At 54.1% G+C, this 25694-nt stretch carries 21 protein-coding genes; 9 read left to right on the top strand and 12 right to left on the bottom strand.

Annotation, left to right across the window (positions count from 1 at the left end; all coding sequences use genetic code 11):
* Positions 1-7 precede the first annotated feature (7 nt).
* The 3 genes from HS100_13200 to speD form a co-directional block, all read right to left on the bottom strand.
* Positions 8-3544 carry a right-handed parallel beta-helix repeat-containing protein gene (locus tag HS100_13200; GenBank protein ID MBE7434867.1) on the bottom strand — a complete coding sequence of 1179 codons (3537 nt, stop codon included), beginning with the start codon at positions 3542-3544 and terminating at the stop codon, positions 8-10.
* 133 nt (positions 3545-3677) lie between these two features.
* Positions 3678-4508 carry a polyamine aminopropyltransferase gene (gene speE, locus HS100_13195; GenBank protein MBE7434866.1) on the bottom strand — a complete coding sequence of 277 codons (831 nt, stop codon included), beginning with the start codon at positions 4506-4508 and terminating at the stop codon, positions 3678-3680.
* 55 nt (positions 4509-4563) lie between these two features.
* Complete coding sequence (speD, locus tag HS100_13190; protein MBE7434865.1) at positions 4564-4947, bottom strand: adenosylmethionine decarboxylase; 384 nt, start codon at positions 4945-4947, stop codon at positions 4564-4566.
* 200 nt (positions 4948-5147) lie between these two features.
* Here speD and HS100_13185 point away from each other — a divergent pair, with 200 nt between their 5' ends.
* Genes HS100_13185 through hemW form a run of 4 tightly spaced genes read left to right on the top strand, consistent with a single transcriptional unit; the run spans position 5148 to position 9180 of the window.
* The gene (locus HS100_13185; GenBank protein MBE7434864.1) at positions 5148-6011 is read left to right on the top strand and encodes an MBL fold metallo-hydrolase; all 864 of its coding nucleotides are present in this window, start codon (positions 5148-5150) and stop codon (positions 6009-6011) included.
* Positions 6008-6814, top strand: coding sequence for a class I SAM-dependent methyltransferase (locus HS100_13180; protein ID MBE7434863.1), 807 nt, complete (start codon positions 6008-6010; stop codon positions 6812-6814). The genes HS100_13185 and HS100_13180 overlap by 4 nt, the downstream gene beginning before the upstream one ends.
* Positions 6811-7965: an MFS transporter gene (locus tag HS100_13175; protein MBE7434862.1), complete on the top strand. Its 1155-nt coding sequence runs from the start codon at positions 6811-6813 to the stop codon at positions 7963-7965. The genes HS100_13180 and HS100_13175 overlap by 4 nt, the downstream gene beginning before the upstream one ends.
* 3 nt (positions 7966-7968) lie before the next feature.
* Entirely contained in the window at positions 7969-9180 is a 1212-nt protein-coding gene (gene hemW / locus HS100_13170) for a radical SAM family heme chaperone HemW (GenBank protein ID MBE7434861.1), read from the top strand.
* Positions 9181-9182: 2 nt separating this feature from the next.
* On the opposite strand, the gene HS100_13165 is transcribed toward hemW, so the two are convergent.
* A complete protein-coding gene (locus tag HS100_13165; GenBank protein ID MBE7434860.1) occupies positions 9183-11975 on the bottom strand; it encodes a pyruvate, phosphate dikinase in 2793 nt (930 codons plus the stop codon).
* 237 nt (positions 11976-12212) lie between these two features.
* Between HS100_13165 and HS100_13160 the strand changes: the two genes are divergently transcribed.
* Positions 12213-12653 (top strand): response regulator transcription factor, encoded by a 441-nt coding sequence (locus HS100_13160; GenBank protein MBE7434859.1) that lies wholly within the window; start codon positions 12213-12215, stop codon positions 12651-12653.
* Positions 12654-12710: 57 nt separating this feature from the next.
* Here HS100_13160 and HS100_13155 read toward each other — a convergent pair whose 3' ends face one another.
* The 8 genes from HS100_13155 to HS100_13120 form a co-directional block, all read right to left on the bottom strand.
* Positions 12711-13475 (bottom strand): alpha/beta fold hydrolase, encoded by a 765-nt coding sequence (locus HS100_13155; protein MBE7434858.1) that lies wholly within the window; start codon positions 13473-13475, stop codon positions 12711-12713.
* 51 nt (positions 13476-13526) lie between these two features.
* A complete protein-coding gene (locus HS100_13150; GenBank protein MBE7434857.1) occupies positions 13527-15209 on the bottom strand; it encodes an HD domain-containing protein in 1683 nt (560 codons plus the stop codon).
* 23 nt (positions 15210-15232) lie between these two features.
* Positions 15233-15790 (bottom strand): hypoxanthine phosphoribosyltransferase, encoded by a 558-nt coding sequence (hpt, locus tag HS100_13145; GenBank protein ID MBE7434856.1) that lies wholly within the window; start codon positions 15788-15790, stop codon positions 15233-15235.
* 115 nt (positions 15791-15905) lie between these two features.
* On the bottom strand, positions 15906-16475 hold the full coding sequence (locus tag HS100_13140; GenBank protein MBE7434855.1) for a thymidine kinase: 570 nt from the start codon (positions 16473-16475) through the stop codon (positions 15906-15908).
* Between the two features lie 136 nt (positions 16476-16611).
* Positions 16612-17112, bottom strand: coding sequence for a 50S ribosomal protein L31 (rpmE, locus tag HS100_13135; GenBank protein ID MBE7434854.1), 501 nt, complete (start codon positions 17110-17112; stop codon positions 16612-16614).
* The gene (gene rpmA, locus HS100_13130) at positions 17109-17375 is read right to left on the bottom strand and encodes a 50S ribosomal protein L27 (protein MBE7434853.1); all 267 of its coding nucleotides are present in this window, start codon (positions 17373-17375) and stop codon (positions 17109-17111) included. Before rpmA ends, rpmE begins: the two co-directional genes overlap by 4 nt.
* A 13-nt stretch (positions 17376-17388) precedes the next feature.
* Positions 17389-17838: a 50S ribosomal protein L21 gene (gene rplU, locus HS100_13125; protein MBE7434852.1), complete on the bottom strand. Its 450-nt coding sequence runs from the start codon at positions 17836-17838 to the stop codon at positions 17389-17391.
* A 203-nt stretch (positions 17839-18041) separates the two neighbouring features.
* A complete protein-coding gene (locus HS100_13120) occupies positions 18042-18518 on the bottom strand; it encodes a hypothetical protein (GenBank protein MBE7434851.1) in 477 nt (158 codons plus the stop codon).
* Between the two features lie 152 nt (positions 18519-18670).
* On the opposite strand from HS100_13120, the gene HS100_13115 reads away from it, so the two are divergent.
* The 4 genes from HS100_13115 (at position 18671) to HS100_13100 (ending at position 25679) form a co-directional block, all read left to right on the top strand.
* The gene (locus HS100_13115) at positions 18671-19519 is read left to right on the top strand and encodes a S49 family peptidase (GenBank protein ID MBE7434850.1); all 849 of its coding nucleotides are present in this window, start codon (positions 18671-18673) and stop codon (positions 19517-19519) included.
* A 9-nt stretch (positions 19520-19528) separates the two neighbouring features.
* A complete protein-coding gene (locus tag HS100_13110) occupies positions 19529-20989 on the top strand; it encodes a hypothetical protein (protein ID MBE7434849.1) in 1461 nt (486 codons plus the stop codon).
* A 92-nt stretch (positions 20990-21081) separates the two neighbouring features.
* Positions 21082-23166: an ATP-dependent helicase gene (locus HS100_13105; protein MBE7434848.1), complete on the top strand. Its 2085-nt coding sequence runs from the start codon at positions 21082-21084 to the stop codon at positions 23164-23166.
* A gap of 125 nt (positions 23167-23291) precedes the next feature.
* The gene (locus HS100_13100; protein ID MBE7434847.1) at positions 23292-25679 is read left to right on the top strand and encodes an ATP-dependent helicase; all 2388 of its coding nucleotides are present in this window, start codon (positions 23292-23294) and stop codon (positions 25677-25679) included.
* Positions 25680-25694: the final 15 nt, after the last annotated feature.

The raw sequence follows: 25694 nt of genomic DNA, 5'->3' as shown, positions 1-25694 counted from the left end.
CGCCCGCTCAGGGTGTGTAATATTTGATCGTCAATCGCGGGCGGGCGGATGCGATTCCGTAATTCCCGCTGAAGAAGGACAGATAATCATCCTTGCGGTCGTCGTCATCGTCCATTAAGAATCCGAGCCGGAACTGAGTCACACCTTTCAGGTTGATGAAGGGGAAGGACTTCGCATCCAAATTAGACCAGTACCAGCCGTCGATCGCATTATCCAGAATCGTTCCAGCATTGTAGAGCGATGCCGGTGCTTGAAAATCCGCGGCTTGTAATGCGCCGACCTGAAACGGACCGAAACTGCCGAATGCGCCCTGGCGTATGTCGATCCACATATTTCGATGCGTCGAGAAGGGATTCGTCCCAACGATGGTTTCCAACTGCAATGTCAGGATCGCCTGCGTAATAACGGCATTATCCGGCAGGGTGGCGGTGGGAAAATGCAATATCACGCGGTATTGATTATCCTGCGCGTTATCGCCGATTCGAAGCGTCGCAGCCTTCGCGTTGTACGTCCCGCCCTTATTGCTGGTTTCTTTCGATTCCATCACCCAGCCGTCGTTATCTCCATCCGAAGAAAATATTACTGTCTGGATCACGGGAGTAGCCCGGTCGATAACATAAGTCTCGCCGTTGTAAAAATTCGCATTGCCCAAGCCCGCGCCGCCCAACGGCGTCGAGGCGGCGTCGAGAATACTATCGTCATCCAAAAGGTCGAGGCGGATCGAACCGTTCCCATTTCCCGTATTGACCGTGACCGTATAATCCGAATCAAAACCGGTTACAGAGGCTACCACCGCCTCGCTCAAGCCGTTGACCGTCAGTGCAAAATCAGCCGCATTCACACCGGTGACGGGCTCGGTGAATTTGACGGTGAATCGCACACTTGCAGCGGCGGTGGGACTTGGGTCGGCGCGCAGGATCGAGGTCACGCCGGGGGCGTTTTTGTTAATCACATACGTTTCGCCAGCGGTGAAATTCCCGTTCCCAAAACCGATTCCGCCCAGCGGCAGGGATGTCCCATCGAGGACGCTGTCGTTATCCAGGAAATCAAGGCGCAGCGCTCCATCGCCGGTCCCCGTGATTGCTGTGATCGAGTATTGATTGCCCGAGCCGAGAACTTCTGTGATCGAGTAATTGGTAATCGAACCGGTGGCAGTTAAAACGAAATCGCCCGTATCCACGCCAGTGACCGCCTCGGTAAAATTAACAGTGAAGTGGATCAAATCCATGTTGTTGGGTGTTGGGTCAACCCGGAATATTCCGCTGACCGCAGGCAGGGATTTATCCATGGAATACGATTCACCTGCGTTGAAATTTCCATTTCCCACGCCAACGCCTCCCAATGGAATCCCCGCCGAGTCGCGAATCGAATCGTCGTCCAGCACATCCAGCCGCAGGTTTCCACTGCCGGAGCCCGTATTGGCCGTCACAATGAAAACAGAATCGGAAACCGCCGAAACATTGACAATGGATGCGCCTGTGATGGTTGTATCAGCCGACAAACTGAAATCCGCCGCATCCACACCTGTGACCGGCTTCGAGAATGTTACTTTGAAATTGACAGCCGCTGAACCGTTGGGATTTCCATCCACGCGCGCGACCGAAGAAACGACAGGCGTTGTGTTGAAATATGATTCGATTGCACCCAGGTCCGGCGCGGACCCAAAGAACGCATCATTGATGCCGGGAACAAGAATGCCGCGGTCGATGTTCGGGCTATTCTGCAATAACGAGAGATCGCTCGGAGGATTCGCCAAACCCGGCGCGCCTTCGTGCCCGTTGCATTCCAGACCTGAAGCGCGGCAGAACTGATCGATGCGGGCGTAATCCAACCCCTCCCATTTGAAATGATGGCCGCCGCTGGTCGTGTGCCAGTTATCGTAATTCCAATCGTGCCCGATTGAACCGGGATTGCGCGCTTCGACGGAATAGATGCCGCCTTGAAAGATATTGTTGCGCATGATCGAATTGCTTACAGTGCGGATGAATTCCAATGAATTCGGCGCGGCGTAGTTCGTCCAGCTTGTGTTGTGATACATCAGAACCCAGCCGTCCGATCCGCGATCCCATTTGACGCTCCTGCCTGTGTAATTCGTGAATGTATTCCGCAGAACCCAGACCGGTCCCATGGTGATGGGCGCAAGGGAAATTCCCACGAGCATCGAATCGATCGTGTTGTTCCGGAAGCGGTGGTTGACGCAGGTCCCTTCGGGCTCGAAGGCGTCATCGCCGATGGCGTAGATGCGGTTGTTATAGATGTCCGCGTCGAACATCACGCCGGGGTTATCCAGCGCGGCGGACGAACTGGTATAGATGCCGTTGAAATAATGATGGATGGTATTCCCGCGCACGATCGCGCCGTTATGACCCCGCAACACGACCGCGATCGATTCCATCGAAGTTCCCTTGACGGCGTTCCATGCCCAATCGCCATTCGGTGCATCGTACATTTCGTTGAACTCGATCCGTGTATCGTCCCCCCGTCCTTCCGCGCCCGACCATTCCAGGAACACCGGGTTTTGCATGTTATGGATTCTGTTCCTGCGGACAACGATATGCGAAGCGTCCTTCAAACAGGCGCCGCATCCATACCCCGTGCCGTAATAGCGCATCTCGAAGCCCTCGATCCAGATCCAATCGCGCCCGTCCACATAAAATGCACGGTTGAAGATGGGCAGGTTCCAAGTGTATTTATTCGGTTCGCGCTGACTGCGCACATACAGCCGCCCGATGGTCGGGTCGTAATACCACCCTTCGCTGATCGAAATGTTGTTATGCCCCCGCGCTTCGAACAAGCCCTGCAGATCGTCGTATTGATACATACGCTTGCCGTCACGAGCGAGATATTTGATCCAATACCCGATCTTCGTAAAATAGACAAAGGATTTCGCCTCGTACGCTGTCCATGCATCGGGGTTCATGACATCCGACCCATCGAGGACCGCGCCTCCGCCCTCCGCTTTGATTTGAATCCAATTCCCCGGCATCCCCGAAGCCGGAAAGGTAACTGACTCTTTATACAAACCATCTGCAACCAATACCTGAGTCCCAGGCGTGGCGCGATTGACTCCCTCTTGAATCGTTTTGAACGGCGCGGCGAACGAACCATCTCCGCCTGCGGGCGCGTCATCGTTGACGTAAACGATGTTCGTTGGCGTGAATATCAGTTCATCCGCCTGGGTGGTGAACGTCCCTCCGATTGCGCCCGTCGCATCCGAAACCCGGACTTCATAAACGGTCGATGGGGAAAGGTTGAAAAGACTTCCAACCAACCGTCCATCTTTGATTCGCAGCAGGTTGTGCCCCGTCCGCCAGTTTGCTTCGCCGATGCCGCGGTATTGCAACTGGGCTGTCGAGGGAAGCCCCGCGCCGTTGACGACGATTCCCGCAGTCTCGATATTCGGGATGAAAGAGATCTCGCTGAACGCAATTACAGGGCTGGCGCTCGCATCATTGATAGGTGTCAGCAATGAAGAGATGATACATCCGACCAGAATGATGAAAGCCGGGCGATGAAAAAAATTGGAATGGACTAGGCTCTTCATGGAAACTCAACATGGCAGGCTTGCGCGCCCGTCTGCTATTACTATAGCACGGCGGGAACTGGATTCAATTTGAATATCATGACAAAAGGAAACATCATTAAAAGAAAAATCTCCGGCTTTCCGGAGATTTTCATCAACCATACAGTTCTTTCCTGAAAAATTCGGGCAGGGCGAACGCCGCCTTGTGGATTTCAGGGTTGAGATATTGATTATCACCAGGCGGATACGACGTTTTCAAGCCGTTCTCCCAGGGCGTATCCGAGACGTACATGAAGCCGATCCCGCCGCCGGGGTAGGTGGGAATATTGGCGTAGAAATAAGCGGGATTCTTGACAAGATTTTTAGCGGATCGATAAATGGTCTTTATCAGTTCGGTATCGAAAAACGGCTGTTCGCATTGGGTCGCCGCCGCGCCGCCGGAAATCAACGCCCGCACCATTAATTTTTGGAATTCGTCCGAAAACAATCGTTCCGCCATGCCGATGGGATCGGTCGTGTCCGAGATGATGACATCGAATTGACCGGGGTTTTCCTCAAGGTAGCCAAAAGCGTCCCGGACGAGCAGCCTGGCTCGGGAATCAGACCACGGGTCCCCGAACGAGGCGGAGAAAAATTCGCGGGAAAGGTCCACCACACGCTGATCCAATTCGCAGACGACGGCTTCCTCCACCGAGGGGTATCGTAATACTTGCTTCAACGAGCCGCCATCTCCGCCGCCGACGATGAGCACTCGTTTCGGTTTCCCTACAGCCAGCATCGGCACATGGACGATCATTTCGTGATAACCCATATTGTCGCGTTCGGTGAGTTGGATGATTCCGTCGAGGATCATGGCGTTGCCGAAGAACTCGGTCTCCACGATTTGCAAATGTTGGTATTTCGTCTGCTCATCGGCAAGAACCCGTTTGACCCGGATGCCCTTGCGGTAATATGGATGTAATTCTTCCGTAAACCAGATGCTCATATACTCCTTATTTTAAGATCTGACAGGTTTTCGAAAACCGGTCAGGTCTTATCCTTTATACCGCAACCGGCATTTTCGTTTCTACAGACGCTTCGCGGTCGAGTTTTCGCACGGAAAAATCATCCGCGCCGAAAGCTTGCTTTAGACGCATGAGCAGGGGCATGAAGTCCTGCCCGAGCGCGCAGGTGAACAGGTCGATGGCGCAGTAATTGTGTTCGGGCCAGGCGTGCAGGCTCGCATGCGATTCCGCCAGGAGCAGGAAACAGGTAAATCCGTGCGGGCTGAATTTATAAAATCCTTCATCCACGACTGTCAATCCGCTTTCACGAACAGCCTGGGCAAACAACGCGTAGGAGCGCTCGCCGTCCATGAGGATTTCGCGGTTGCAGTCGGAGAGGTCGAAAATGTAATGCTCTCCCAATTTCAAACTAGCGTTCATTCACACCTCCGGGTGTTAAAAAGTAAAGAACCCGCCCGGAAACCCTTCCCATTGATCCGCAGGATGTATCCCTGAGTAACAAATGGAACCGTCTTCGAGCAGACTCTGTTCCTGCATTTATACTATGGTCCCGCTGTGTGTCAATCTTTTGGGGCGATGAATATTTTTTACTCCGCTCCCTTGTCCAAATCAAAATCATCATGGATAATCGCCGTCAAGTCACGATTCTGCGCTTCGAGTCCCCAGTTTTGCGTATTGCATGCCTGCTTCGTACGCATGACCAATTACCTTTAGCCTTGCGTTTTCCCATGACCATCCACCTCCTCAACTGCTTCACCTGCAACTCGCGCTTTCCACCCAAAATGGAAACCGGCACCCTCTGCCTGCTCATCGAATCGGATCAAGGTCTCGTGCTTACCGATACTGGACCGGGATTGCAGGATTACTCGAATCCAACCTGGTTCACAAATTTCTTCCGCGTCATCACCATGATGCCCTTCGTCAATCGCGAGGCGGCATTTCATCAAATACAACGACTTGGCTGCAAACCTGAAGATATTCGCGACATCGTCCTGACCCACATGCATTTCGACCACTGTGGCGGACTGCCCGACTTCCCTCATGCCAGGGTTCACATTCACAAACGCGAGTATGACGCTTTTACGAACAAACAGATCCGTCACTGGAGCAAGGCCGCCTACATCTCGCGCAACCTCGCCCACAAACCCGAAATCTTACTCCACGAAGTCAACTCGAAATGGTATGACTTCGACTCCATTCGCCTGCCGTTCACGCCGGAGATGTACTTGATCCCGCTTTATGGTCATTCCTACGGTCATTGCGGACTGGCGATCGAGACAGAAATAGGCTGGCACTTTCACGTTGCGGATGCAGGTGTGGATATCGAAAATAACATCGCTCCCGATTGGGTGATCCGCCTCTTTCTTGGACCGCACTGGTCCCGCCTGCGAACCTTTGCCAAGTCTCACCCCGAAGTAACGCTGACGGCAAGTCATATGTACCGAAAATTTTTCGAAGATCACGATATTTGGGAGATGAAATGAGCAAAAGCAATAACCCATTGAACATGGAAACTCTCGAGGCATGGAACGCAAACGCCGAAATTTGGGATCAACGCATGGGCGATGAAGGCAACGATTTCTTCAACCTCCTCTGCTGGTCTCCCCTCCTTTCATTTCTCGACCCGAAACCGGGCGACAAAATCCTGGACATCGCCTGCGGGAACGGACTCACCACGCGCCGCCTCGCGGAATTGGGGGCTCAGGTTACCGCCTTCGACTTCTCCGCCAATCTCATTGAATATGCCCGCAGACGGCTCGACAAATACAAATCGAAAATATCCCTGCAGGTCATCGACGCGACGAATGAAGAACAACTCCTCTCCCTCGGCAAAGGCAAATACGATTCCGCTCTTTCCAATATGGCTCTTTTCGACATGGCCGACATCGAGCCGCTCTTCCGCGCCCTGCCGAAATTGCTCAAACCCGGCGGCTGTTTCGTCTTCTCCATCACACATCCATGTTTCAACAATGCCTCCTCCATGCACGTCGTCGAAGAAATGGATGACGGCGAGATTAAGACAGTCTATTCGGTCAAAATCTCCCGCTATATGACTCCTTACTCCATGCGCGGACTCGGTCTCCGAAACCAGCCCAAGCCGCAGATCTATTTTGAACGCCCGCTTCAGTATTACCTCAACCTCGGTTTTGAAAATGGATTTGTCCTCGACGGCTTTGAGGAGCGTGCCTTTCCGCCCGAGACCCCCCAAGCCACCCCCCTCGGCTGGGGAGGAAAATTAAGTGAGATACCTGCCGTCATCGCAGCAAGGCTGAGACTGCGTTCATGAGCTATGTCTATCTTCTGATCGAATTCATCGATGAACTTGTCTTCGGTGTCGGCGAAACCGCCTGGCCCCTCATCCGGGATGACCTCAATTTAACTTACACCGAAATAGGTTTGCTTCTCAGCCTGCCGGGGATATTTGCGGCTTTCATCGAACCGTTCATCGGCATCCTCGGCGATGTCTGGCGCAGGCGGCTTCTCATTATCATCGGGGGGCTTCTCTTCACCGCATCGCTATTCATAACGAGTATCAGTTATTCTTTCCTTTTGCTTCTATTCTCGTTCTCTCTTTTCAATCCATCATCGGGTGCGTACGTTAACCTCTCCCAAGCCAATCTCATGGACTCGGACCAGACCCGCCACGAACAGAACATGGCACGCTGGACTTTCGCCGGTTCGCTTGGAGTCCTGATGGGACCCATGCTGCTCGGACTTTTCGTCTATCTCGGTTTGGGCTGGCGCGGGACATACGCCTTTCTCGCATCGATCTCGACCTTGGGCCTGGTCATCGCCATCCGTCATTTACCTCCCGACAAAAAGTCCGCTCCCTTTCCCTCCCTTCGCGAGGTCTTCGACGGATTCAAAGCCGCATTTTACGCGCTCAAACGCAAGGAAGTCTGGCGCTGGCTGCTCCTGCTCGAATTCGCCGACCTGATGCTCGACGTGTTGTTTAGTTTCCTTGCGCTTTATTTTGTGGATGTTGTCCGCGTAAGTGAAGCCGGCGCAGGCATCGCCGTCACAGCCTGGCTGGCGATGGGATTGATCACAGATTTTTTATTCATCCCTTATGTTGACCGCCAGCAAGACACGCTCAAATACCTGCGCCGGACCGCAATCATTGAATTCCTTGCATTCGCCGCATTTTTGCTTGCTCCCGGATTCATCCCCAAACTCATCCTTGTTATATTCGTCAACCTGTTCAATACGGGTTGGTATCCCATCCTGCAGGGAAGGTTATACTCCAGCCTGCCCGGGCAGAGCGCGAGCGTCATGGCAATCGGCGCCGTCACCTCACCGCTTGCAAAAATGTTCCCCATCCTCATCGGCATCCTCGCCGACCAGTTCGGTCTTCACATCGCCATGTGGCTTCTCATTCTAGGACCCGCCGCCCTTCTCATCGGATTACCAAGAAACACCTCAACCTCTGGAACATGACACTTGACGCCTGATACCTCCATTTACCTCCACATCCCCTTTTGCACCCATCGCTGCGCCTATTGCGACTTCAACACCTACGCCGGGCAGGAGGCGGTGATTCCGGCCTACGTTGAAGCCCTTATCAAAGAAATAGATTACGTTGGTCGAGTAGCGGCTGAGCCGCGTATCGAGACCAACACCATTTTCTTCGGCGGAGGAACACCCTCGCTTCTTTCGGGACCTCAAATTGAATCCATTATGTCCGCCTTATCCTCTGCCTTTGGTTTATCTCCCAACGCGGAAGTGACCATCGAAGCCAACCCCGGCACGATCTCGCCCGACAAACTCGAAGCAATCCGCAATGCAGGTATCAACCGAATCAGTTTTGGAGTGCAATCATCGATCACCGAAGAACTGCGCATGCTCGAACGTTCGCACGATTTCTTCACCGTAATCGATGCCGTCTCATCAGCAAGAAAAGCCGGATTTAATAACCTCAACCTTGATCTGATCTACGCCCTCCCCGGACAAACGCTACAATCCTGGCAGACCACAGTAAAACGCGTTTTGGATCTGCAGCCCGAGCATATTTCCGCTTATGCGCTCACCTTCGAACACGGCACTCCTTTCGGAAAATGGGCAGACCGCGGACTTCTCCAACTTCCTGATCCCGACCTCGCCGCCGATATGTACGAATGGACAATGGATTACCTCGAGGAAAATGGGTATGAACAATATGAAATATCAAATTGGGCAAGATCCGATTCAGGATTGATGTGCAAACACAATCTCCAATATTGGCGTTCGCTCCCGTATCTCGGTCTCGGCGCAGGCGCACACGGATACGCGGGGGGCTATCGATATTCGAATGTGTTGCGTATCAAGACTTATATTGACCGCCTCGCCAAATACGACTCGCGACTTACGGATTACGAATTTCCACTTTCCCCCGCCACCGTCAATCACCATAAACAGACTCGCGAAGACGATATTTCCGAGTACATGATCAACAACCTGCGGCTGGTAAAAGCCGGTGTCGCTGACTCAGACTTTCGGTCCCGTTTTGGAGCCGGGCTATTGGATGTTTATCCCAGGGAGATCGAAGAACTCACCAGCGCAGGTCTGCTTGAAAGAGTCAAAACCTCCGAGGTCTTCGAGACCTCGGAGATTTACAGACTTACACGCCGCGGAAGATTATTGGGAAATCAAGTCTTCCTGCGGTTCGTCGAATAGCTTTACTTCTTCGTTTTTCTTGACGCTTTTTTCACAACTTTCTTTGCTGCCTTTTTGGGCAGGTGCTTCAACGCGGCATGTGCCGCAGCGAGACGAGCGATCGGCACGCGGAATGGGGAACACGAGACGTAGTTATTACCGATCAGATGACACCACTCGATCGATTCAGGGTCGCCCCCGTGTTCGCCGCAGATGCCCACTTCAAGTTCGGGGCGGGTCATGCGCCCTTCGCGGATGGCGCTCTGCATCAATTTACCCACACCGTCGCGGTCGAGGGTTTGGAAGGGATTCGTTTCGAGGATTTTTTGTTCCTGGTATGTAATGAGGAAATTGCGTTCAGCATCGTCGCGCGAATACCCGAAGGTCATTTGTGTCAGGTCGTTGGTGCCGAAGGAAAAGAACTGCGCCTGCGAAGCGACGTCTGCCGCCGTGACCGCCGCGCGCGGGATCTCGATCATCGTTCCGAACTTGTAGGCGAACTTGACACTCTTTTCCTTCATCACTTCCCTGCCGATGCGTTCGAGGCGCGGCTGGATCCACTCGAGCTCCTTGACCGTTCCCGTGAGCGGGATCATGATCTCCGGTTTTACCTTGATACCGCGCAACGTACAATCAGCAGCGGCTTCGAAGATCGCGCGCACCTGCATCTCGACGATCTCCGGCATGGAGATGCTCAAACGCACACCGCGCAAACCCATCATCGGATTGGATTCGTGCATATTCTTTATCGCAGCAAGCAGTTTCTCCTTGTCTGCCAACCCAGCCGTCTCGCCCTTAACCCGCATGGTGATGACTTCTTCCAATAGTTTCTCTTCGTCAGGCATGAACTCATGCAAAGGCGGATCGATCAAACGAATGATGACCGGATAGCCATCCATCGCCTCGAAGAGTCCGTCGAAATCCTTTCGTTGATATGGCAGGAGCAGGTTCAACGCTTCCGTGCGGGCTTCGCTCGTCCCGGCGAGGATCATCCGCTGGACAATGGGCAGGCGCTCGGGTTCGAAGAACATATGCTCTGTGCGGCAAAGACCGATACCCACCGCCCCATACGAACGGGCGCGATGCGCATCCTTTGGATAATCGGCATTCGCCCAAACCTGCAAACCGCGGGTCGGGTAACCTGCGGCAGCTGCCTCACGGACATTTTTGCGGGCGCAAACTTCATCCGCCCATTTGAGCAGGGTCATCAATTCCTTTTGTTCTTCGAGAGAAGGTTCGGAAGTCGGGATCTTTCCCGAGAAGACCTTCCCGGTCGTCCCGTCCACTGAGATCCAATCGCCTTCTTTAAGGGTTATTCCACCCGCGGTCATTGTGCGTTTTTCGAGATCGATCTTGATCGTCGAAGCTCCCACCACACAGGGAATGCCGAATTGTCGCGCCACCACCGCCGCATGAGAAGTTGCGCCGCCTTCACTGGTCAACACGCCCTTGGCTGCGATCATGCCATGGACGTCGTCCGGCTTGGTGAAGGGACGAACCATAATGGTGTCCTGTCCCTTTTCTTTTGCAATGGATTCGGCTGTATCGGCGTCGAAGTAGATCTGACCGACCGCCGCACCGGGAGAAGCGTTCACGCCTTTGGCAAGGAATTTACCCTCCTTCTCGGCGGCGTTCATCGCCGCATCGTCAAATTGGGGATGGAGCAAAGCGTCCACCTGTTCAGGGGTAACGCGCAAGACAGCCTTGTCGCGCGTGATCAAGCCTTCGTTTGCCATATCCACTGCGATCTTCACGGCGGCTTTGGCGGTGCGTTTGCCGACGCGGGTTTGCAGCATCCATAGTTTTCCGCGCTCGATGGTGAATTCGACATCCTGCATATCGGTGTAATGTTTTTCGAGACGGTTGGTGATGTCCATGAATTTCTTGTACGCATCGGGCATGTGCTTTTTGAGATTTTCCACCGCGTCCGCATTACGGATTCCCGCCACCACATCTTCTCCCTGCGCGTTGAGCAGGTATTCGCCCATCATTTTCTTTTCGCCGGTGGATGGATTCCGGGTGAATGCCACACCGGTCGCCGAGTCGTCGCCCATATTGCCGAAGACCATCGTGCAAATATTGACGGCCGTCCCCAGCGTATCGGGAATGCCTTCCTTGCGGCGATATGCAACAGCCCGTTTTCCGTTCCATGACTTGAAGACCGCCTCGGTCGCCATCGATAACTGTTTGTATGGATCCTGGGGGAAGTCCTTGCCGCAGGCTTTTTTATAAGCCTGCTTATAGATGCCGACAATTTCCTTCCAGTCCTCCGCCCTCATTTCGATATCGAGCTTATAGCCTTTTTTCTTCTTGTATTGAGCCAGGGGATGTTCGAATGCCTCATCCGGTATATCCATGACCACCGTCCCAAACATTTCGACCACCCGGCGGTAGGAGTCCCAGACAAAACGCTCATTTTTCGTCGCTTTAATCATCCCCTCCGCAACCTGGTCTGTCAAACCAATGTTGAGGATGGTGTTCATCATCCCCGGCATCGAGAATTTTGCACCGGAACGGGATGAAACAAGCAAGGGTTTCTTCGGATCGCCAAACTTCCTGCCTGTCTTCCTTTCGATCACTTTCAGCGCTCTTATTTCCTGCTCCCACATTCCTTTCGGAAATTTCCCGGTTTTTTGATAGGCAATACACGCTTCTGTCGTGACAGTAAAAAACGGGGGCACAGGCACGTTGGCGCGGGCCATATCGAGCAGGCCGGCACCCTTCCCGCCCACGATGGCTTTCACGCTGTCCCATGATCCTCCGGCTAATTTTTCGACCTGTTTCACCTCATTGTAGAGATAAACCCATTTCGTCATGACGGCCTCCTGATGCAGTAAAGCATTTCCTTTCTTTTATGTAATTGTGAAATATTGTACCAAAAAGAGGGGGGATTGTATCTGACGAAAATCACATCAGGGAAGGATTTCAGTCCATGAATCGGATTTATCGCCCCCGAATACCTGTAAATATACTGCAAAGTGAAAAGATAAACTATTGGATGATAATGAGAACACTGCGCATCAAGATAAACCACGCAGGGAACACTAAAGATTATGACAAGCAGCCACAAAATCCTCGTGATCGACGACGATCTCGCCATCACAGAACTCATGAGCATGTTACTGAAAACCTTCGGTTTCGATGTGCTCACCACGAATAATGGAGAGGAGGGGATCCGCCTCGTTCGTGAGTTCGAGCCGAACGTCGTCCTCCTCGATCTAATGATGCCGGATGTGGACGGCTGGCAGGTGTGCAAAACGATCCGCAGGACAAGCAATGTGCCGATCCTCGTTCTCTCGGCGCTCAATGAGCCTCGCATGGTTGCCAGCGTGCTGGATGCCGGGGCGGATGACTTCCTTGTCAAACCAGTTCCAAGCGGTGTGCTGGTGGCGAACATCAAGAAACTGATCAGGCGCAACACGGGCACCTTGGATGCCGCGCCGCTAAAAAAAACTAAACCGTTAGCCCAGACAAACCAACCGCTCTCCTCCTGATTGAAAGAATTCAGAAAACAAGCCGCCCATCATGAAAAAGAGATGGGCGGTTCGGTTTTATTTGAGATGCTTCAACAAAGATGCGGTCTGTTCGGGCATTTCCATCATCGGCATATGGCCCGCTCCGGATAGTTCGAATAATAGAGCCGGAGGCAGCAGGAATTTGATCTCCCGCGCGCGGTCCACAGGAATCAACTCATCGGCGTCGCCGTGAATGAGCACGAGGGTTCGTTCGAATGATGCGACAAATGAGGTCAGATCTTCCCGCTCCGCCATTGCTTTGAGCGCACCAGCGACACCGGCAACGCTCTGTTTGTGGATGAGCGGAAGGAGGCGGTCACGAACCTTCTGGTCGTGGGTAAGTTTTTCGGTCATGGTCTCTGCAACGACTGAGACTCCCTTCTCAACCACATCAGCGGCTGTTTTGTACCTGCCTTCCCTGCGCTCGGGGGTGTCGCCCGCGGCTTGTGAAGAGACGAGGGCCAGCCCATTGACCCGGTTTGGATATGCCTTGGCGAATGCAAGGGCAACATACCCGCCCATCGAATGACCTGCAAACGATGCCTTTTCTACGCCGAGAAAATCAAGCAGGGCTGCCAGGTCCCCAGCAATTTCCGCCATCGAATATGGCGTATCCACTGTGCCTGATCCGCCGAATCCGCGCAGGTCGGGGAGGATGAGATCGAAATCATTTTCCAGCAGGGAAGCAACATCATCCCAAATGGAATGATCGAGGGGGTAGCCGTGAATTAGGATCAACGGCGACCCTTTGCCTAACCGCCTATACGCCAATTCAATACCATTAACAATTACCGTATCCATGTCATCTCCTGATTTTCAATAGATTAAATTCGCCGGGCCAACACGCACATTTTACGACCCAGCCTCGATCTTCGCCAATTCCTCACGGGCAAATTCAATTGCCTCGTCCCTGTTATCGATCTTCCCCGCAGCCTGATTCTCACGTATGAACTCAAGTAATTGTCCCACAATGCGTCCAGGTCTGAGATTTAATTCTTTCATCAACTCGTTGCCATCCAGGAGGCGCGGAGGATTCACGGTCTCCTGCGGACGCTCCCAGTAATTTTCGAGCAGGATTCGCGCAATGTCGAGATGCGCCGCCCAGATCTCCTGGGTAAGCGTGTTGCCCCATACGCCGCGTACGTCGGCAAGCGCAAGCAAAACTAAATCCACGCCAGCCCCGCCACTATCGCGAAAATAACGGTAGATCGCTTTTCGCGAGGGAGGTTGGCCTTCCTTCAAGAGTCGTTCCGTAAAATAATGGAACCGCATGTGATGTCTGACGATGGACTCCAGCCGTTCGATCTCATCGTTGCTCAGGTTGAAGGAGCGTGCGCGTTCAGCGACGACCTCCGCTCCTTTTAGGTCGTGGTCAAAGAAACGGATTCTTCCATTCTCATCGGCGAATTTCGTCGACGGTTTGCATGCGTCATGGTACAGCGCGGAAAGGAACAGAAGGGAACGATGCGGCCGGTTTGGGTTGAGGGATTTCGTCATATGCGCCGCGATCTGTTCTCGGTAACGCCCGATCTTGAGACTGATCAAACCCATGAACAGGTCACTGGTCTTCTCCGCATCGAAATCGGGGCTAAGGGACGAGAGCAGATCATCGAGGTGATCCAATACAGAAAGGGTATGTGTCCAGACGTCATGGATGTGGGGCGGCGATTGCGTGACGCCTTTCATCTCCAACAATTCAGGCATCAGGTGTTGCATCGCTCCGAGCATCTCCAATGCGCGGAGGGATGCGCTGGCTTTGGGTCCGCCCAGGATCTTGAACACTTCATCACGCAGGCGTTCAACGGTTACTTTCTCGATTTCCCCGGCGGCTTCTTTCATCCATGTGCGGGTATTTTTCTCGATGGCGAATCCGAAAGCCGCTGCCTGGCGGACCCCGCGTAATATCCGCACGGGATCGTGAGATATGGAAGTGGGCGAACAGGCGCGGATGATCTTTGCCCGGATATCATTCGCACCGTCGAGCGGATCGATGATGGTCATATCGCGCGGATTGAGCGCAAGGGCGTTGATGGTAAAGTCCCGATCTCGCAAATCTTCTTCCAGGGCCTGTCTTGTGTCTGTCGAAGGGGTTGTTCCGCGGAATGCGGCAAAATCGAGATATGTGAATGACCCATCTTCGTTCGTGAGGATAACCCTCCCGGTATCGCGATCTTCGTCCAAAACCATGAAATCTGCATTGAGGGAGTTGGCAACGGATCGGGCGAGGGAAATGCCGCTCGAAGGCAGGGCAAAGTCAAAGTCCGGAGAGAGGCGGTTCATCAACAAATCCCGGACTGCGCCTCCGACAAGATAGACCTCCGCTTGGGAAGGGAGGATCGTCAAGATTTTTTCCAAAATAGGGGGAAGGGTAAAAGCGGCGGACATGAATCGGATTTCAGGTTTTTCCTTATGGCGGCTGGATTGTGAGGCTCGCAATGCCTGTTCGGGGGTGCCGCCCTGTGCAACGACCCTTCCCCGCACAAGTGCAACCCAGCGGCCGGAATAAGGCGATTGCGGTCTCTGATCGTGATTCATTCACATCCCCTGCATCCGAATGCTCATCCGGAAGGTTTGTATTTATCCAAATCCACAACGCCGACAAACGGCAGGTTGCGATGATATTCATCGAGATCAAGACCATACCCAAAGACAAACTTGTTCGGGATTGTGAAGCCGAGGTAGTCAATGGGAACATGCGCCTCGCGCCGTTCGGGCTTGTCGAGCAATGCGCAAACTTTAAGCGAACTCGGCTGGCGCGTGCCGAGCATTTGCAGAACAGCAGCAATGGTGTGGCCGCTATCCACAATATCTTCCACAAGCAGGACGTTGCGTTCGCGGATGTCTGTTTGCAGGTCGAGAGTGACGCGCGCAAATCCCGAGGATTCGCGCTTGCCCGCACCGTATGAGGATACCGCCATGAAATCCATCATGTGGGGAATGGATATGTGCCGGCTGAGGTCCACCATGAATGGGACAGCCCCACGCAGGATGCAGATAAGCAAAAGGTCCTCCCCGCTATAATCCGCGCTGATCTGTTCGCCGAGTTCGGCGACCCGTTTCTGCAGGGCTTCTGCTTCGATCAGGATTTCAGAAAGAACATCCTTGTAATTTTGCATGGAGGCGTTTCCCGGATTGGTGAGATTCATATCCATCGAGGTCAGACAACTTCATGTCAATAGTTTACATCAAAATCCATTTCAATACTACAGAATATACGGCAGTCAGCCGATGCTAGCGGGGGACCTCGTGGTGCAAGCGGCAGCGCGCTTCATACAATTCTGATGCGCCAACGATCACCACCGGCTCATCGTAACGCGCCGGTTTTCCGTTGACGAGTCTTTGCGTGCGCGAGGCTTCCCCGCCGCAGACCATGCAGATGGCGTGGAGTTTCAAGACTTCCTCGGCTTTCGCCATCAACACCGGCATGGACCCGAACGGCTCGCCGCGAAAATCCGTATCCAGTCCGGCGGCGATGACCCGGACTCCGCGTTCAGCGAGTTCCTGCGCCACGCCCACGATCTCAGGATCGAAAAATTGCACTTCATCCAAACCAACAACCGTCGTGTCCCTATCCACCCGCTCGCGAATTTCGGATGCTTTCTGAACGGGAATTGCATCGTAGGTGGAGCCAGCATGCGAAGCGACCTTTTCCACTGCGTAACGCACATCGATGGCGGGTTTGAAGACCTGCACCTTCTGTTTTGCAATGGTCGCCCGCACCAGCCGGCGGATCAACTCATCCGTCTTGCCGCTGAACATCGAGCCGCAAACTACTTCGATCAAGCCGTGGGTATGCATCATGAAAATTATCTCCTGGGAATTTGTCCGCAAATCTGCGCGGCTAATGAATGATCTTCTGATTCCGTTATTTCTTGTAAAAACAGGCAGACGCTTTCTGCATCTGCCTGTCCAGTTTACCGGATAAAAGACGGTGCGCCTACTCTGCCGCTTCGGCGGCTTTTTCAGCCTTCTCTGCCTTGGGCGCCTCGGGGAGTTCAAGACCCAGCGCGCGCAATTTCTTCTTTGCCGCAGTCAACGCCGATTGTCCAAAGCCGTTAACCGCAAGGATCGCGGCGTCGCCTTCCGCCAATTTATCGACTAGCTGCCCGATCGTGAGCAGACCGGCGCGTTTGAGTCCGTCCGTGGCGCGGGGCGTGAGGGCGAGGTCATCCACCGAACGATTGTTGACGTTCATGGATTCTTCGCGAGCCTTCTGGTCTTCCACGTAGGATTGGCGGGCAGTGAGCTTCTTATAGAAACGGTCCACCTGTCCTTCCACATCGAGAAGCCTTGCCGATTCGCCCGTATAGAACGGATGGCAGTTGGAGCAAACGTCGATGCGCAGTTCCTTTTTTGTGGATGTCGTCACCCAGGTATTGCCGCACGAAGCGCAGGTTACCTTGGCTTCGAAGTTTGCGGGATGGATATCGGTTTTCATGACTTCACCGCCTCGACCGGCACGATATTGACGCGCTTGCGTCCGCGATACACATCGAACATCACCATGCCGTCGGCGGTCGCGAACAAAGTATCATCCTTGCCGATCATCACATTCAGGCCCGGCTTGATGCGTGTTCCGCGCTGGCGGACCAGGATATTACCGGAAAGCACGAACTGACCGGCGTATCGTTTCACGCCCAATCGCTGGGAATTACTGTCTCTTCCGTTACGGGTTGAACCGCCACCTGTTTTATGTGCCATTTTCTACCTGCCTTTACTTCTTTTCCGACTTCTTTCTCGGAGTGGGTTTCTTTTCTGTGGATGCCTTCGGCTTCGCTTCTTTCGCGGCTTTGGCTGGTTTCTCTGCCTTGGGTTTCGCTTCAGCCTTGGGTTTTTCCTTCTTATCGCCAGCCTTGCCGATGAATTCGATCATGAGGCGGGTGAAATGAGCGCGGTTCCCGCCGCGGACACGGATGCGTTTCTTTGGGCGGTACTTGAAGGAAAGGACTTTGGGACCCTTGACGTGGTCCATGACCGTGGCAGAGACAGCGATCCCATTGACGGTGGGGGTTCCGACAGAGACCGCATCTCCATCTGCCATGAGCAGGACGCGGTCGAAATCGAAGGTCTCGCCCACTTCGCGAGCCAGGCGATCCACATCGATGGTGGAGCCTTCAACGGCGCGGTACTGCTTGCCGCCGCTTTCGACGATTGCAAATTTCATTTTCTTTTATCTCCAGTCATTCACTTCACCGAGAAAGCCTGCGGGTTGTCTTGCACCCTGCGCCTGCGCCTGGGGAAGCTGGGGTTGAAACAAACAACTACCCCGGAATTCGTCCTCCGGGGTGGAAGCGGACTGCATTATACATGCAGACGCGGGGAAATGTCAACAAATTTTCAGATATTAGAACAAGCCGACAGCCTGTACTACGCCTTTGGGATGATGGCTGTAATGGTCTTGGTGACAGCCTGAAGCTGACCCGCGTGCGCCTTCAGCTTGTTGGCATCCCCGGTCTTCAAGCCCGACTGCACATCCGTGATCGTCTTGGTCGTGGTTTTTTCGTTGTCTATGATCTTCTGGGTCAATCCCTCGAGATTGACCAGCATCTGCGTGACGTTCTTGGGGACGATGGGCAGATTCTTAATGATGGGAAGCAGAACGTCGAGAATCTGGTTCGCAGTGCGGGCGTATTTTACGGTCAGGGTGTGAAGCGAGCCGATGGACCCGGTCAACTCGATGGCAACCTCCTGAATCGAGTCGATCATCTCCTTGTGCTGTTCGATGATCTTGGCAATGTCCGTGATGGACGCGGTAAGCTTGTCCGAGAACCTGACGTAGGAAACCGCTCCTGACCTGGATACCGCAGAACCGCTTTTGATTGCGCCTTTGATTGGGGTGGGCATGGGGAAAACCTCCTGGGGTTGAATTTGAAATTGCCTGCGCGGCAGGTTCATTCAACTATACTTTAGAACGTTTCGCAGAACAACCTTGTTGACAAAGCAGATTTTCTCGTATATGCTGATAACTAAGTTCACAATAAACAAAGGAGAGTACCATGAGCGAAGCAGATCAACGCTGGGAACGGATACGGAACATCCTGCTCTGGCTGGTGATCCCATTGATCCTCGGTTTGCTGGCGGCTTCAGCAGTTCCACGCCCGGTTGTGGGTGTGATCCGGCTGGAAGACGCCATTTACACGTATTCAGCCCAAAACACCATCAAACAGATCCAATATGCGATCGATCATCCGGAAGTGCGGGCGGTGGTCCTGGTCATGGACAGCCCCGGGGGTACGGTGGTTGATACCGAATCCATTTATATGGAACTGACCCGCCTGCGCGAGAAAAAACCGGTTGTAACAGTTGTCAACGGCATGGCTGCCAGCGGAGGATATTATCTTTCCGTCAACACCGATTACATTTTCGCCAAACCGACCTCCCTCGTGGGCAACATCGGCGTGATCGGCTATCTGCCGCCCTCGCCCTTCGTCATCGAAGACATCATCACAACGGGTCCGTATAAACTCTGGGGCGCGCCGCGCGATTCAGACATGCGCCAGGTCGAGATGATCAAGGAGGGATTCTTCCAGGCCGTCAAACTCGGGCGCGGAGACAAACTCAGCGGCAGCGATGCGGTCACATTCAGCGGGCAGATCTTTTCCGGCATCGACGGGCTGAAGCTCGGCATCATCGATGAGTTCGGCACCGAGAACGACGGCGCAAAGAAAGCCGCCGAATTGGCAAAGGTCGCCAACTACGAAATCCTCGACCTCGCGGAACCGGCCGGCGTCGTAGCGCCCACCTATTTCTTTTTCATGACCGACGCGGACGGCATCACCCTGCCCTACCCAAGGGAAGCGGGTGTGTATCTGCTGTACATTCCGCCCCTGCCCGTCAGCCAATAGGAGGATGACATGAAAAGGCAAACCATCGTTATTGCGATCCTGGCGTTGATCCTCCCCATGCTCGTACGCGGATTATGGTTCTATCGCGGAGTCCCGCAGCGTTCCGAGATCGCCACACCAGATTACGCATCCTTCGAAAGGCCGCAAGCGCCCATCAATACGCCGGACCTTGAAGACATCGAGCAGATGGGCGGCACCGTCCTGATCGACGGATTTCACGGCAACCAGTTCACCCTGAACGAGATCGAAGCACTTACCTCCGCCATTCGCGCGCGCGGAGGAAATGTGGAAACAGTCTCCGATTCCCTGGCTTTGGAATCCCTGTTGAAAACCGCCGCGGCTTTCGTTTCCGTTTCTCCAAGCATCACATTCACCCAATACGAGACCACTCTTCTCGAAAACTTTGCGGAACGCGGCGGCAGGATCCTCGTCTTCATCGACGCGACGCGCAACACGCTCTACTTTGATTACATCACCGGCAATCCCATTGCCTACGGCGATGCCAATGCCGCAAATTCGCTCCTGAAGCAGTTCGACATTGCGGTCAACAATGATTATCTTTACAACACCGAATCGAACGAGGGCAACTTCCGCAATGTTCTGTTCGACGAATTCGGCAAGAGCGAATTGACCTTTGGCTTGAAAGAGATCGCATTCTACGGGTCACGCTCGGTCGGGACGGATTCGGGGCTGCTCCTGCTCCAGGGCTCAAAGACCAACTTCTCGTCGCTGAACGATGCGCATGATCCGAATGCGGGAGGCGCGGCGCTGAGCGCGGATGGAAATGTCGCGGCATTCGGCGATTTCACCTTCCTCTCTGCGCCATACAGCACGTACACCGATAATGCATCGCTCATCCAAAACCTTGCAGACTTTGCGCTCTCGGGCGTCCAGAGCAAAAGTCTCGACCTGTTCCCCTACATCTTTACACAAAAAACCGTTCAGGTCTTCGTCTCGCCGGATGTGGAAAAAGACCCGAGCCTGATCACCGCGCTGGGAGGCTTGCAATCCTCGCTGCGCTTCCTTAACTTGAAACTTCAATTCGTGGATGATATCCCCTCGTCCGGCGACGCCATCCTGATCGGCTCCTTCGACGCCACGGAGGACTTCGACAACTACCTGCTGAAAGCCGATGTCGAGATCGGCGACGAATCCATCGATACGGTCGCATTCGGTGAAATTGGCAGGTTCGGTAACGGACTTATGTTGTTCGCATCGGGCGATAAAGGCAACACGCTTGTTCTGTTGGCGGGCTCCCCGGAAGACATCGTCTCACTGATCGGCGTGGCGAGCTATAACAGCGTAAGTTCATGCCTGACCAGCGAAACGGTGGCGGTCTGCAGCGTCGGTTCTGGCGACTCGTATCTTTACGGGGAAACGACCGATGAATTCTCTGACGAATCGTTGACAGATTCCGCCGATCAATCGATCGAATCCGAACTCGAGGTCACGCCCACGCCAGGTGGGTAGGATTTAACAAGCTTGATCGAACAAAGCCCCCGACCCATTTGGAGCGGGGGCTTTTCATTGACAAAACATCCGCGATACTTTACATTCGCTTCATGACTCAATTCAATCTGCTCCAGCGCCAGATCATCGAGTCTCCCCTTGACTCCCGTCTCTTCGTCTCGGGCGCGGCAGGCACGGGAAAAACAACCGCCGGTGTGGAACGGATTCGTTTTTTGCTTTCTCAAGGCACTCCCGCAGATTCGATCCTCCTGCTCACTCCACAGCGAACACTACAAGAACCTTATCTCGATCTGCTGGAAAGTCCCGAACGTATCGCGGGCGGCGAGGTGACTCCTGCCACGGTCGGCGGATTGGCGCGGCGCATGTGCGACCTGTTCTGGCCCCTTGCCGCGCAGACAGCCGGATTCAAAAACCCCGACCGGGCGCCCGTTTTTCTAACACTGGAGACCGCGCAATATTTCATGGCGCATCTTGTCCGTCCATTAATCGAAGAGAAGGGATATTTCGAGTCGGTCACCATCAATCGCAACCGTTTGTATTCGCAGATCCTCGACAGCCTGAATAAAGCCGCCATCGTCGGTTTTCCGCATACCGAGATCGGTTCACGGCTCGACTCCGCCTGGTTTGGCGACCCCGCTCAGCGGCGGCTCTATGCCGATGTGCAGGAATGCACGAATCTCTTCCGCCAATTCTGCCTCGACCACAACCTGCTGGATTTTTCCCTCCAACTCGAAATCTTCAATTACATTCTTTGGCGGAACGAACAAGCCCGTTCCTTCCTCACGCAGACATATCGCCATCTCGTTTACGACAACATCGAAGAGGACATCTCCTGCGCCCACGACATCGTCCGTGAGTGGATGGCGGATTTCGACTCGGCGCTCCTGCTTTTCGACGAGGCGGCGGGGTATCGAAAGTTCCTGGGCGGCGACCCAATTTCAGGTCTGGATCTGAGGCGAGAATGCGATCAGGTCATCGAGCTGACCGAGTCCTTCGTCTCCTCCACCAATGTTCTCAAACTATCGAACGCGTTGGTTTCAGCCATTGCCAAAGAGGAATCTGCTGAAGTGAATGAAGAGCAGCATGCGATGGAATTCATCCTCGCTCATTTCCATCCCGAAATGCTGGATGATGTGGTGAAAAAGATTCGATCGCTGATCGAAACAGGCACGCCGCAGGGGGAGATCGTAGTTCTCGCGCCGTATCTTTCAGACGCATTGAGGTTTTCGATAACGAATCGACTCGAAGCGGCGGGAATTCCCTCGCGAAGCAACCGCCCGTCTCGTTCCCTGCGCGATGAACCCGGAAGTAAATCGCTGCTTACCTTGTCCGCACTTGCTCATCCCGGTTGGAACATCCATCCGCCGAAATTCGACATGGCGCACGCGTTCATGTTCGCGTTGAACACGGATCTCGTCCGCGCCCAATTGCTAGCCGATATCGTCTATCGCCAGCGCGACTTAAGGCTCTCGGCATTCGACGAGATCCAGCCTGAAACACAGGAACGCATTACCTATTCTTTTGGCGAACGGTATTCCGCTCTTCGAACCTGGCTCGAAGAATACCGCGTAAACGAACCCCTGCCGCTCGATTTCTTTTTGAGAAAATTATTCGGCGAAGTGCTCTCCCAGCCCGGTTTCGGTTTTCATTTGAATCTCGACGCGGTGCGCGTCGCGGCGAGTTTGGTCGAATCCATCAAGAAGTTCAGGGTCGCAATGGAACCGATAACAGACCTGTCTGGTCTTAATCTCGGAAAAGAATATATCTCCATGCTGCAAGACGGTGTGATCGCGGCGCAGTATCTGGAAGCGTGGCGAAACGAGAATAAAGATGCCGTGCTTGTTGCGCCTGCCTACACATTCCTGATGATGAACCGCCCCGCTTCTTATCAATTCTGGCTCGACCCCGGCTCGGACGGCTGGTCGCAGCGCGTCTCGCAGCCGCTCACGCATCCCTATGTCCTTTCGCGGCATTGGGATGCCTCATCGGGCCGCCTCTGGCTCGACTCGGACGAGGTTGCGATGGAGACTGAAACTCTGGCGCGTCTCACCGGCGGTTTGCTGGCTCGCTGCCGCGAAAAAATCTTCCTCGCCATTTCCGACCTCGGCGCATCTGGCTTTGAACAGCGCGGTAAGTTGCTGCGTGCATTTCAAAAGGTGTTGACCTCGAGTGAGTAAAGAAATAAACTGCTAAGAGCGCGAAGCGCACTAAGAAAACAAATAAAAAATCTTCGCGACCTTTGCGGTCTTAGCGGTTCATAAAAAAATCTTAGCGCTCTTAGCGAGCTTCGCGGTTCAAAACAATGACTACATTCACCCCTCGACCCTCACAACAAAACATCCTTCGCTACAACGGCGGGAGGCTTGGCATTGCCGCGGTACCCGGCGCGGGGAAAACGCACATCCTCTCGGCGCTGGCGGCGCAGATCATTCACGAAGGCTGGCTCGCCGACGATCAGGAGGTGCTCATCGTCACGCTCGTCAACTCTGCGGTGGATAATTTCGAAGCGCGCATCAAACGCTTCTTCGACAACCCTCTCCAGGCGTTGTATAAATATCGCGTCCGCACGCTGCACGGGCTGGCGCATGACATCGTCCGCGAGAAGCCTGCGCGCGTGGGGCTGGAGGAGCGTTTCAGCATCATTGACGAGCGGGAGGCGGGCTTCATTCGCCGCGAGTCGGTCAATGCGTGGCTGGCGAGTCACAGCCTCGATGAATATCTCGACCCTGCCCTCGATCAATCCAAAACGGATTGGGTCAAACGTCAGCAACTGCCTGATCTGTTGGACTCCCTCGCCTTGGCTTTTATCCGTTCATCCAAAGATCGCCTCCTGACTCCCGAAAGCCTGCGTGCCAAGCTTGACGCTTCTCCCGCCCGGTTGCCTTTAGCCGAACTTGGCTACAGCATCTACGCAGACTATCAACGCGCCCTCGCCTATCGCGGTGCCGTGGACTTCGATGACCTGATTCGCTTGGCATTGACTCTGCTCGAAAACGACGAAGAATTTCTGGAAAGATTGCGTTATCGCTATCCATTTATTTTGGAAGATGAGGCACAGGATTCGAGTTTGACGCAGGAGAGGATACTTTCGCTTCTATCTGGTGGTCGAGTAGCGCAGCGTATCGAGACCACACCTTCAACTTCTGGTTTCGATACGCCCTTCGCAACAAATGCTCAGGGCTACTCAACCATCGATTTGGGCGGTAATTGGGTCCGCGTGGGCGACCCCAACCAAGCGATCTTCGAAACCTTCACCACAGCTTCCCCTGAACTCTTGCGTGCGTTCATCCAAAACAACCCCAGTGTGGACATGCCTGAGTCGGGTAGGTCACAGCCTTCGATTTTGGCGGTCGCCAATCATCTGATCGACTGGGTGATGACCTCGCATCCCATCCCCGAAGCGCGGACGGCGCTCAGCGTTCCGCACATCGTCCCCGTCCCGCAGGATGACCCACAGCAGAATCCACCGAACGACCCGGGGGGAATCAAATTCATCAGCACCAGGTACACGCCCGAACAGGAATTGGAAGCGGTGGTCAAGTCGGTGAAGGGTTACCTCGATTTCTTTGCGAATGTACCCGTTGAGGAACAGCCGACGGTTGCGATCCTTGTCCCGCGTAATCAGCGCGGCGTGGAGGTGGTAGGGGAGCTGCGCAAACGCGGCATCGAGCCGATTGAGTTGATTTCAAGTACATCTGAGACACGCGCCGCAGCGGGATCGTTGAGTTACTTGTTGTCGTATCTGGCAGACCCACAGTCGGCGAGGAAGTTGTCGAAGGCGTATGAGGTGTGGAGGAGAGATTGGAGACTGGAGACTGAGGGGGGACGAAAAGTGGATGGGAGAATTGGAGAATTGGCGGACGAGGCTGTGCGGCGTGAATTGCTTGGGCAGGTGACGGCTTTATTGCGCAAGATCGTTGATGTAGAAAATTTCATCGCGCCACAAAATGCGGATGACTGGCTGGCAGGCTTGGGTGAGTCAGAGCCGGAGCAAGTCATCCAGGAGTTAAGTGATTTCCGAGTCAATGTGCAGAGGTGGTTGAACGCGGTGACTCTGCCCATCGATCAATTGGTATTGACGCTGGCGCAGGATGTGTTCAGCGAAGCGTCGGATTTGGCGCTGGCGCATAAACTGGCGCTGGTGCTGAGGCAGGTGGCGGACGATCACGCGGATTGGCGCCTTCCTGAGTTGACGTCGGAACTGGCAGTCATCGCCAAGAACGAACGGCGCTTCATCGGGTTCTCGTCGGATGATTCGGGCTTTGACCCCGAACGCCATCGCGGACGGGTGGTGGTGACGACGATGCACAAGGCGAAGGGACTGGAGTGGGACCGCGTGTATCTGATGTCGGTCAATAGTTATGATTTCCCGTCGAACATGCCGAATGACCGTTTTATTTCGGAGCGTTGGTTCGTGCACAGTGGATTGAATCTCGAAGCGGAGGCGCTGGCACAGTTGACCGCGCTCGAGTCGACGAGTGAATATGACTGGTACGAGGAAGGCGTGGCGACGCTGCGCTCGCGGCTGGATTACGTCAAGGAGAGATTGCGCCTGTTCTACGTCGGCATTACGCGCGCCAAGCGCGAGTTGATCGTGACCTGGAATTCAGGCAGGCAGGGCGATGCGACGCCATCCCTGGCGTTGAGTGAGTTGATGGGGTGGTGGGAGTCGGAAGGTGGTAATCAGTGAGCAGTTATCAGTGGA

It is taken from the genome of Anaerolineales bacterium, from assembly GCA_015075725.1.
GTDB lineage: Bacteria > Chloroflexota > Anaerolineae > Anaerolineales > Villigracilaceae > Villigracilis.
This window is presented reverse-complemented; position numbering and strand designations above follow the sequence as displayed.

Excerpts from the sequence above, each read along its gene's own strand:
- HS100_13110 (MBE7434849.1), top strand. The coding sequence starts at position 19,529 with ATGAAAAGGCAAACCATCGTTATTGCGATCCTGGCGTTGATCCTCCCC.
- rpmA (MBE7434853.1), bottom strand. The coding sequence starts at position 17,375 with ATGGCACATAAAACAGGTGGCGGTTCAACCCGTAACGGAAGAGACAGT.
- HS100_13165 (MBE7434860.1), bottom strand. The coding sequence starts at position 11,975 with ATGACGAAATGGGTTTATCTCTACAATGAGGTGAAACAGGTCGAAAAA.
- HS100_13175 (MBE7434862.1), top strand. The coding sequence starts at position 6,811 with ATGAGCTATGTCTATCTTCTGATCGAATTCATCGATGAACTTGTCTTC.
- HS100_13150 (MBE7434857.1), bottom strand. The coding sequence starts at position 15,209 with ATGAATCACGATCAGAGACCGCAATCGCCTTATTCCGGCCGCTGGGTT.
- HS100_13160 (MBE7434859.1), top strand. The coding sequence starts at position 12,213 with ATGACAAGCAGCCACAAAATCCTCGTGATCGACGACGATCTCGCCATC.
- speE (MBE7434866.1), bottom strand. The coding sequence starts at position 4,508 with ATGAGCATCTGGTTTACGGAAGAATTACATCCATATTACCGCAAGGGC.
- HS100_13140 (MBE7434855.1), bottom strand. The coding sequence starts at position 16,475 with ATGATGCATACCCACGGCTTGATCGAAGTAGTTTGCGGCTCGATGTTC.
- HS100_13185 (MBE7434864.1), top strand. The coding sequence starts at position 5,148 with ATGGATAATCGCCGTCAAGTCACGATTCTGCGCTTCGAGTCCCCAGTT.
- HS100_13100 (MBE7434847.1), top strand. The coding sequence starts at position 23,292 with ATGACTACATTCACCCCTCGACCCTCACAACAAAACATCCTTCGCTAC.
- HS100_13105 (MBE7434848.1), top strand. The coding sequence starts at position 21,082 with ATGACTCAATTCAATCTGCTCCAGCGCCAGATCATCGAGTCTCCCCTT.
- HS100_13115 (MBE7434850.1), top strand. The coding sequence starts at position 18,671 with ATGAGCGAAGCAGATCAACGCTGGGAACGGATACGGAACATCCTGCTC.
- HS100_13180 (MBE7434863.1), top strand. The coding sequence starts at position 6,008 with ATGAGCAAAAGCAATAACCCATTGAACATGGAAACTCTCGAGGCATGG.
- HS100_13200 (MBE7434867.1), bottom strand. The coding sequence starts at position 3,544 with ATGAAGAGCCTAGTCCATTCCAATTTTTTTCATCGCCCGGCTTTCATC.
- rpmE (MBE7434854.1), bottom strand. The coding sequence starts at position 17,112 with ATGAAAACCGATATCCATCCCGCAAACTTCGAAGCCAAGGTAACCTGC.
- rplU (MBE7434852.1), bottom strand. The coding sequence starts at position 17,838 with ATGAAATTTGCAATCGTCGAAAGCGGCGGCAAGCAGTACCGCGCCGTT.
- HS100_13120 (MBE7434851.1), bottom strand. The coding sequence starts at position 18,518 with ATGCCCACCCCAATCAAAGGCGCAATCAAAAGCGGTTCTGCGGTATCC.
- hpt (MBE7434856.1), bottom strand. The coding sequence starts at position 15,790 with ATGCAAAATTACAAGGATGTTCTTTCTGAAATCCTGATCGAAGCAGAA.
- HS100_13155 (MBE7434858.1), bottom strand. The coding sequence starts at position 13,475 with ATGGATACGGTAATTGTTAATGGTATTGAATTGGCGTATAGGCGGTTA.
- speD (MBE7434865.1), bottom strand. The coding sequence starts at position 4,947 with ATGAACGCTAGTTTGAAATTGGGAGAGCATTACATTTTCGACCTCTCC.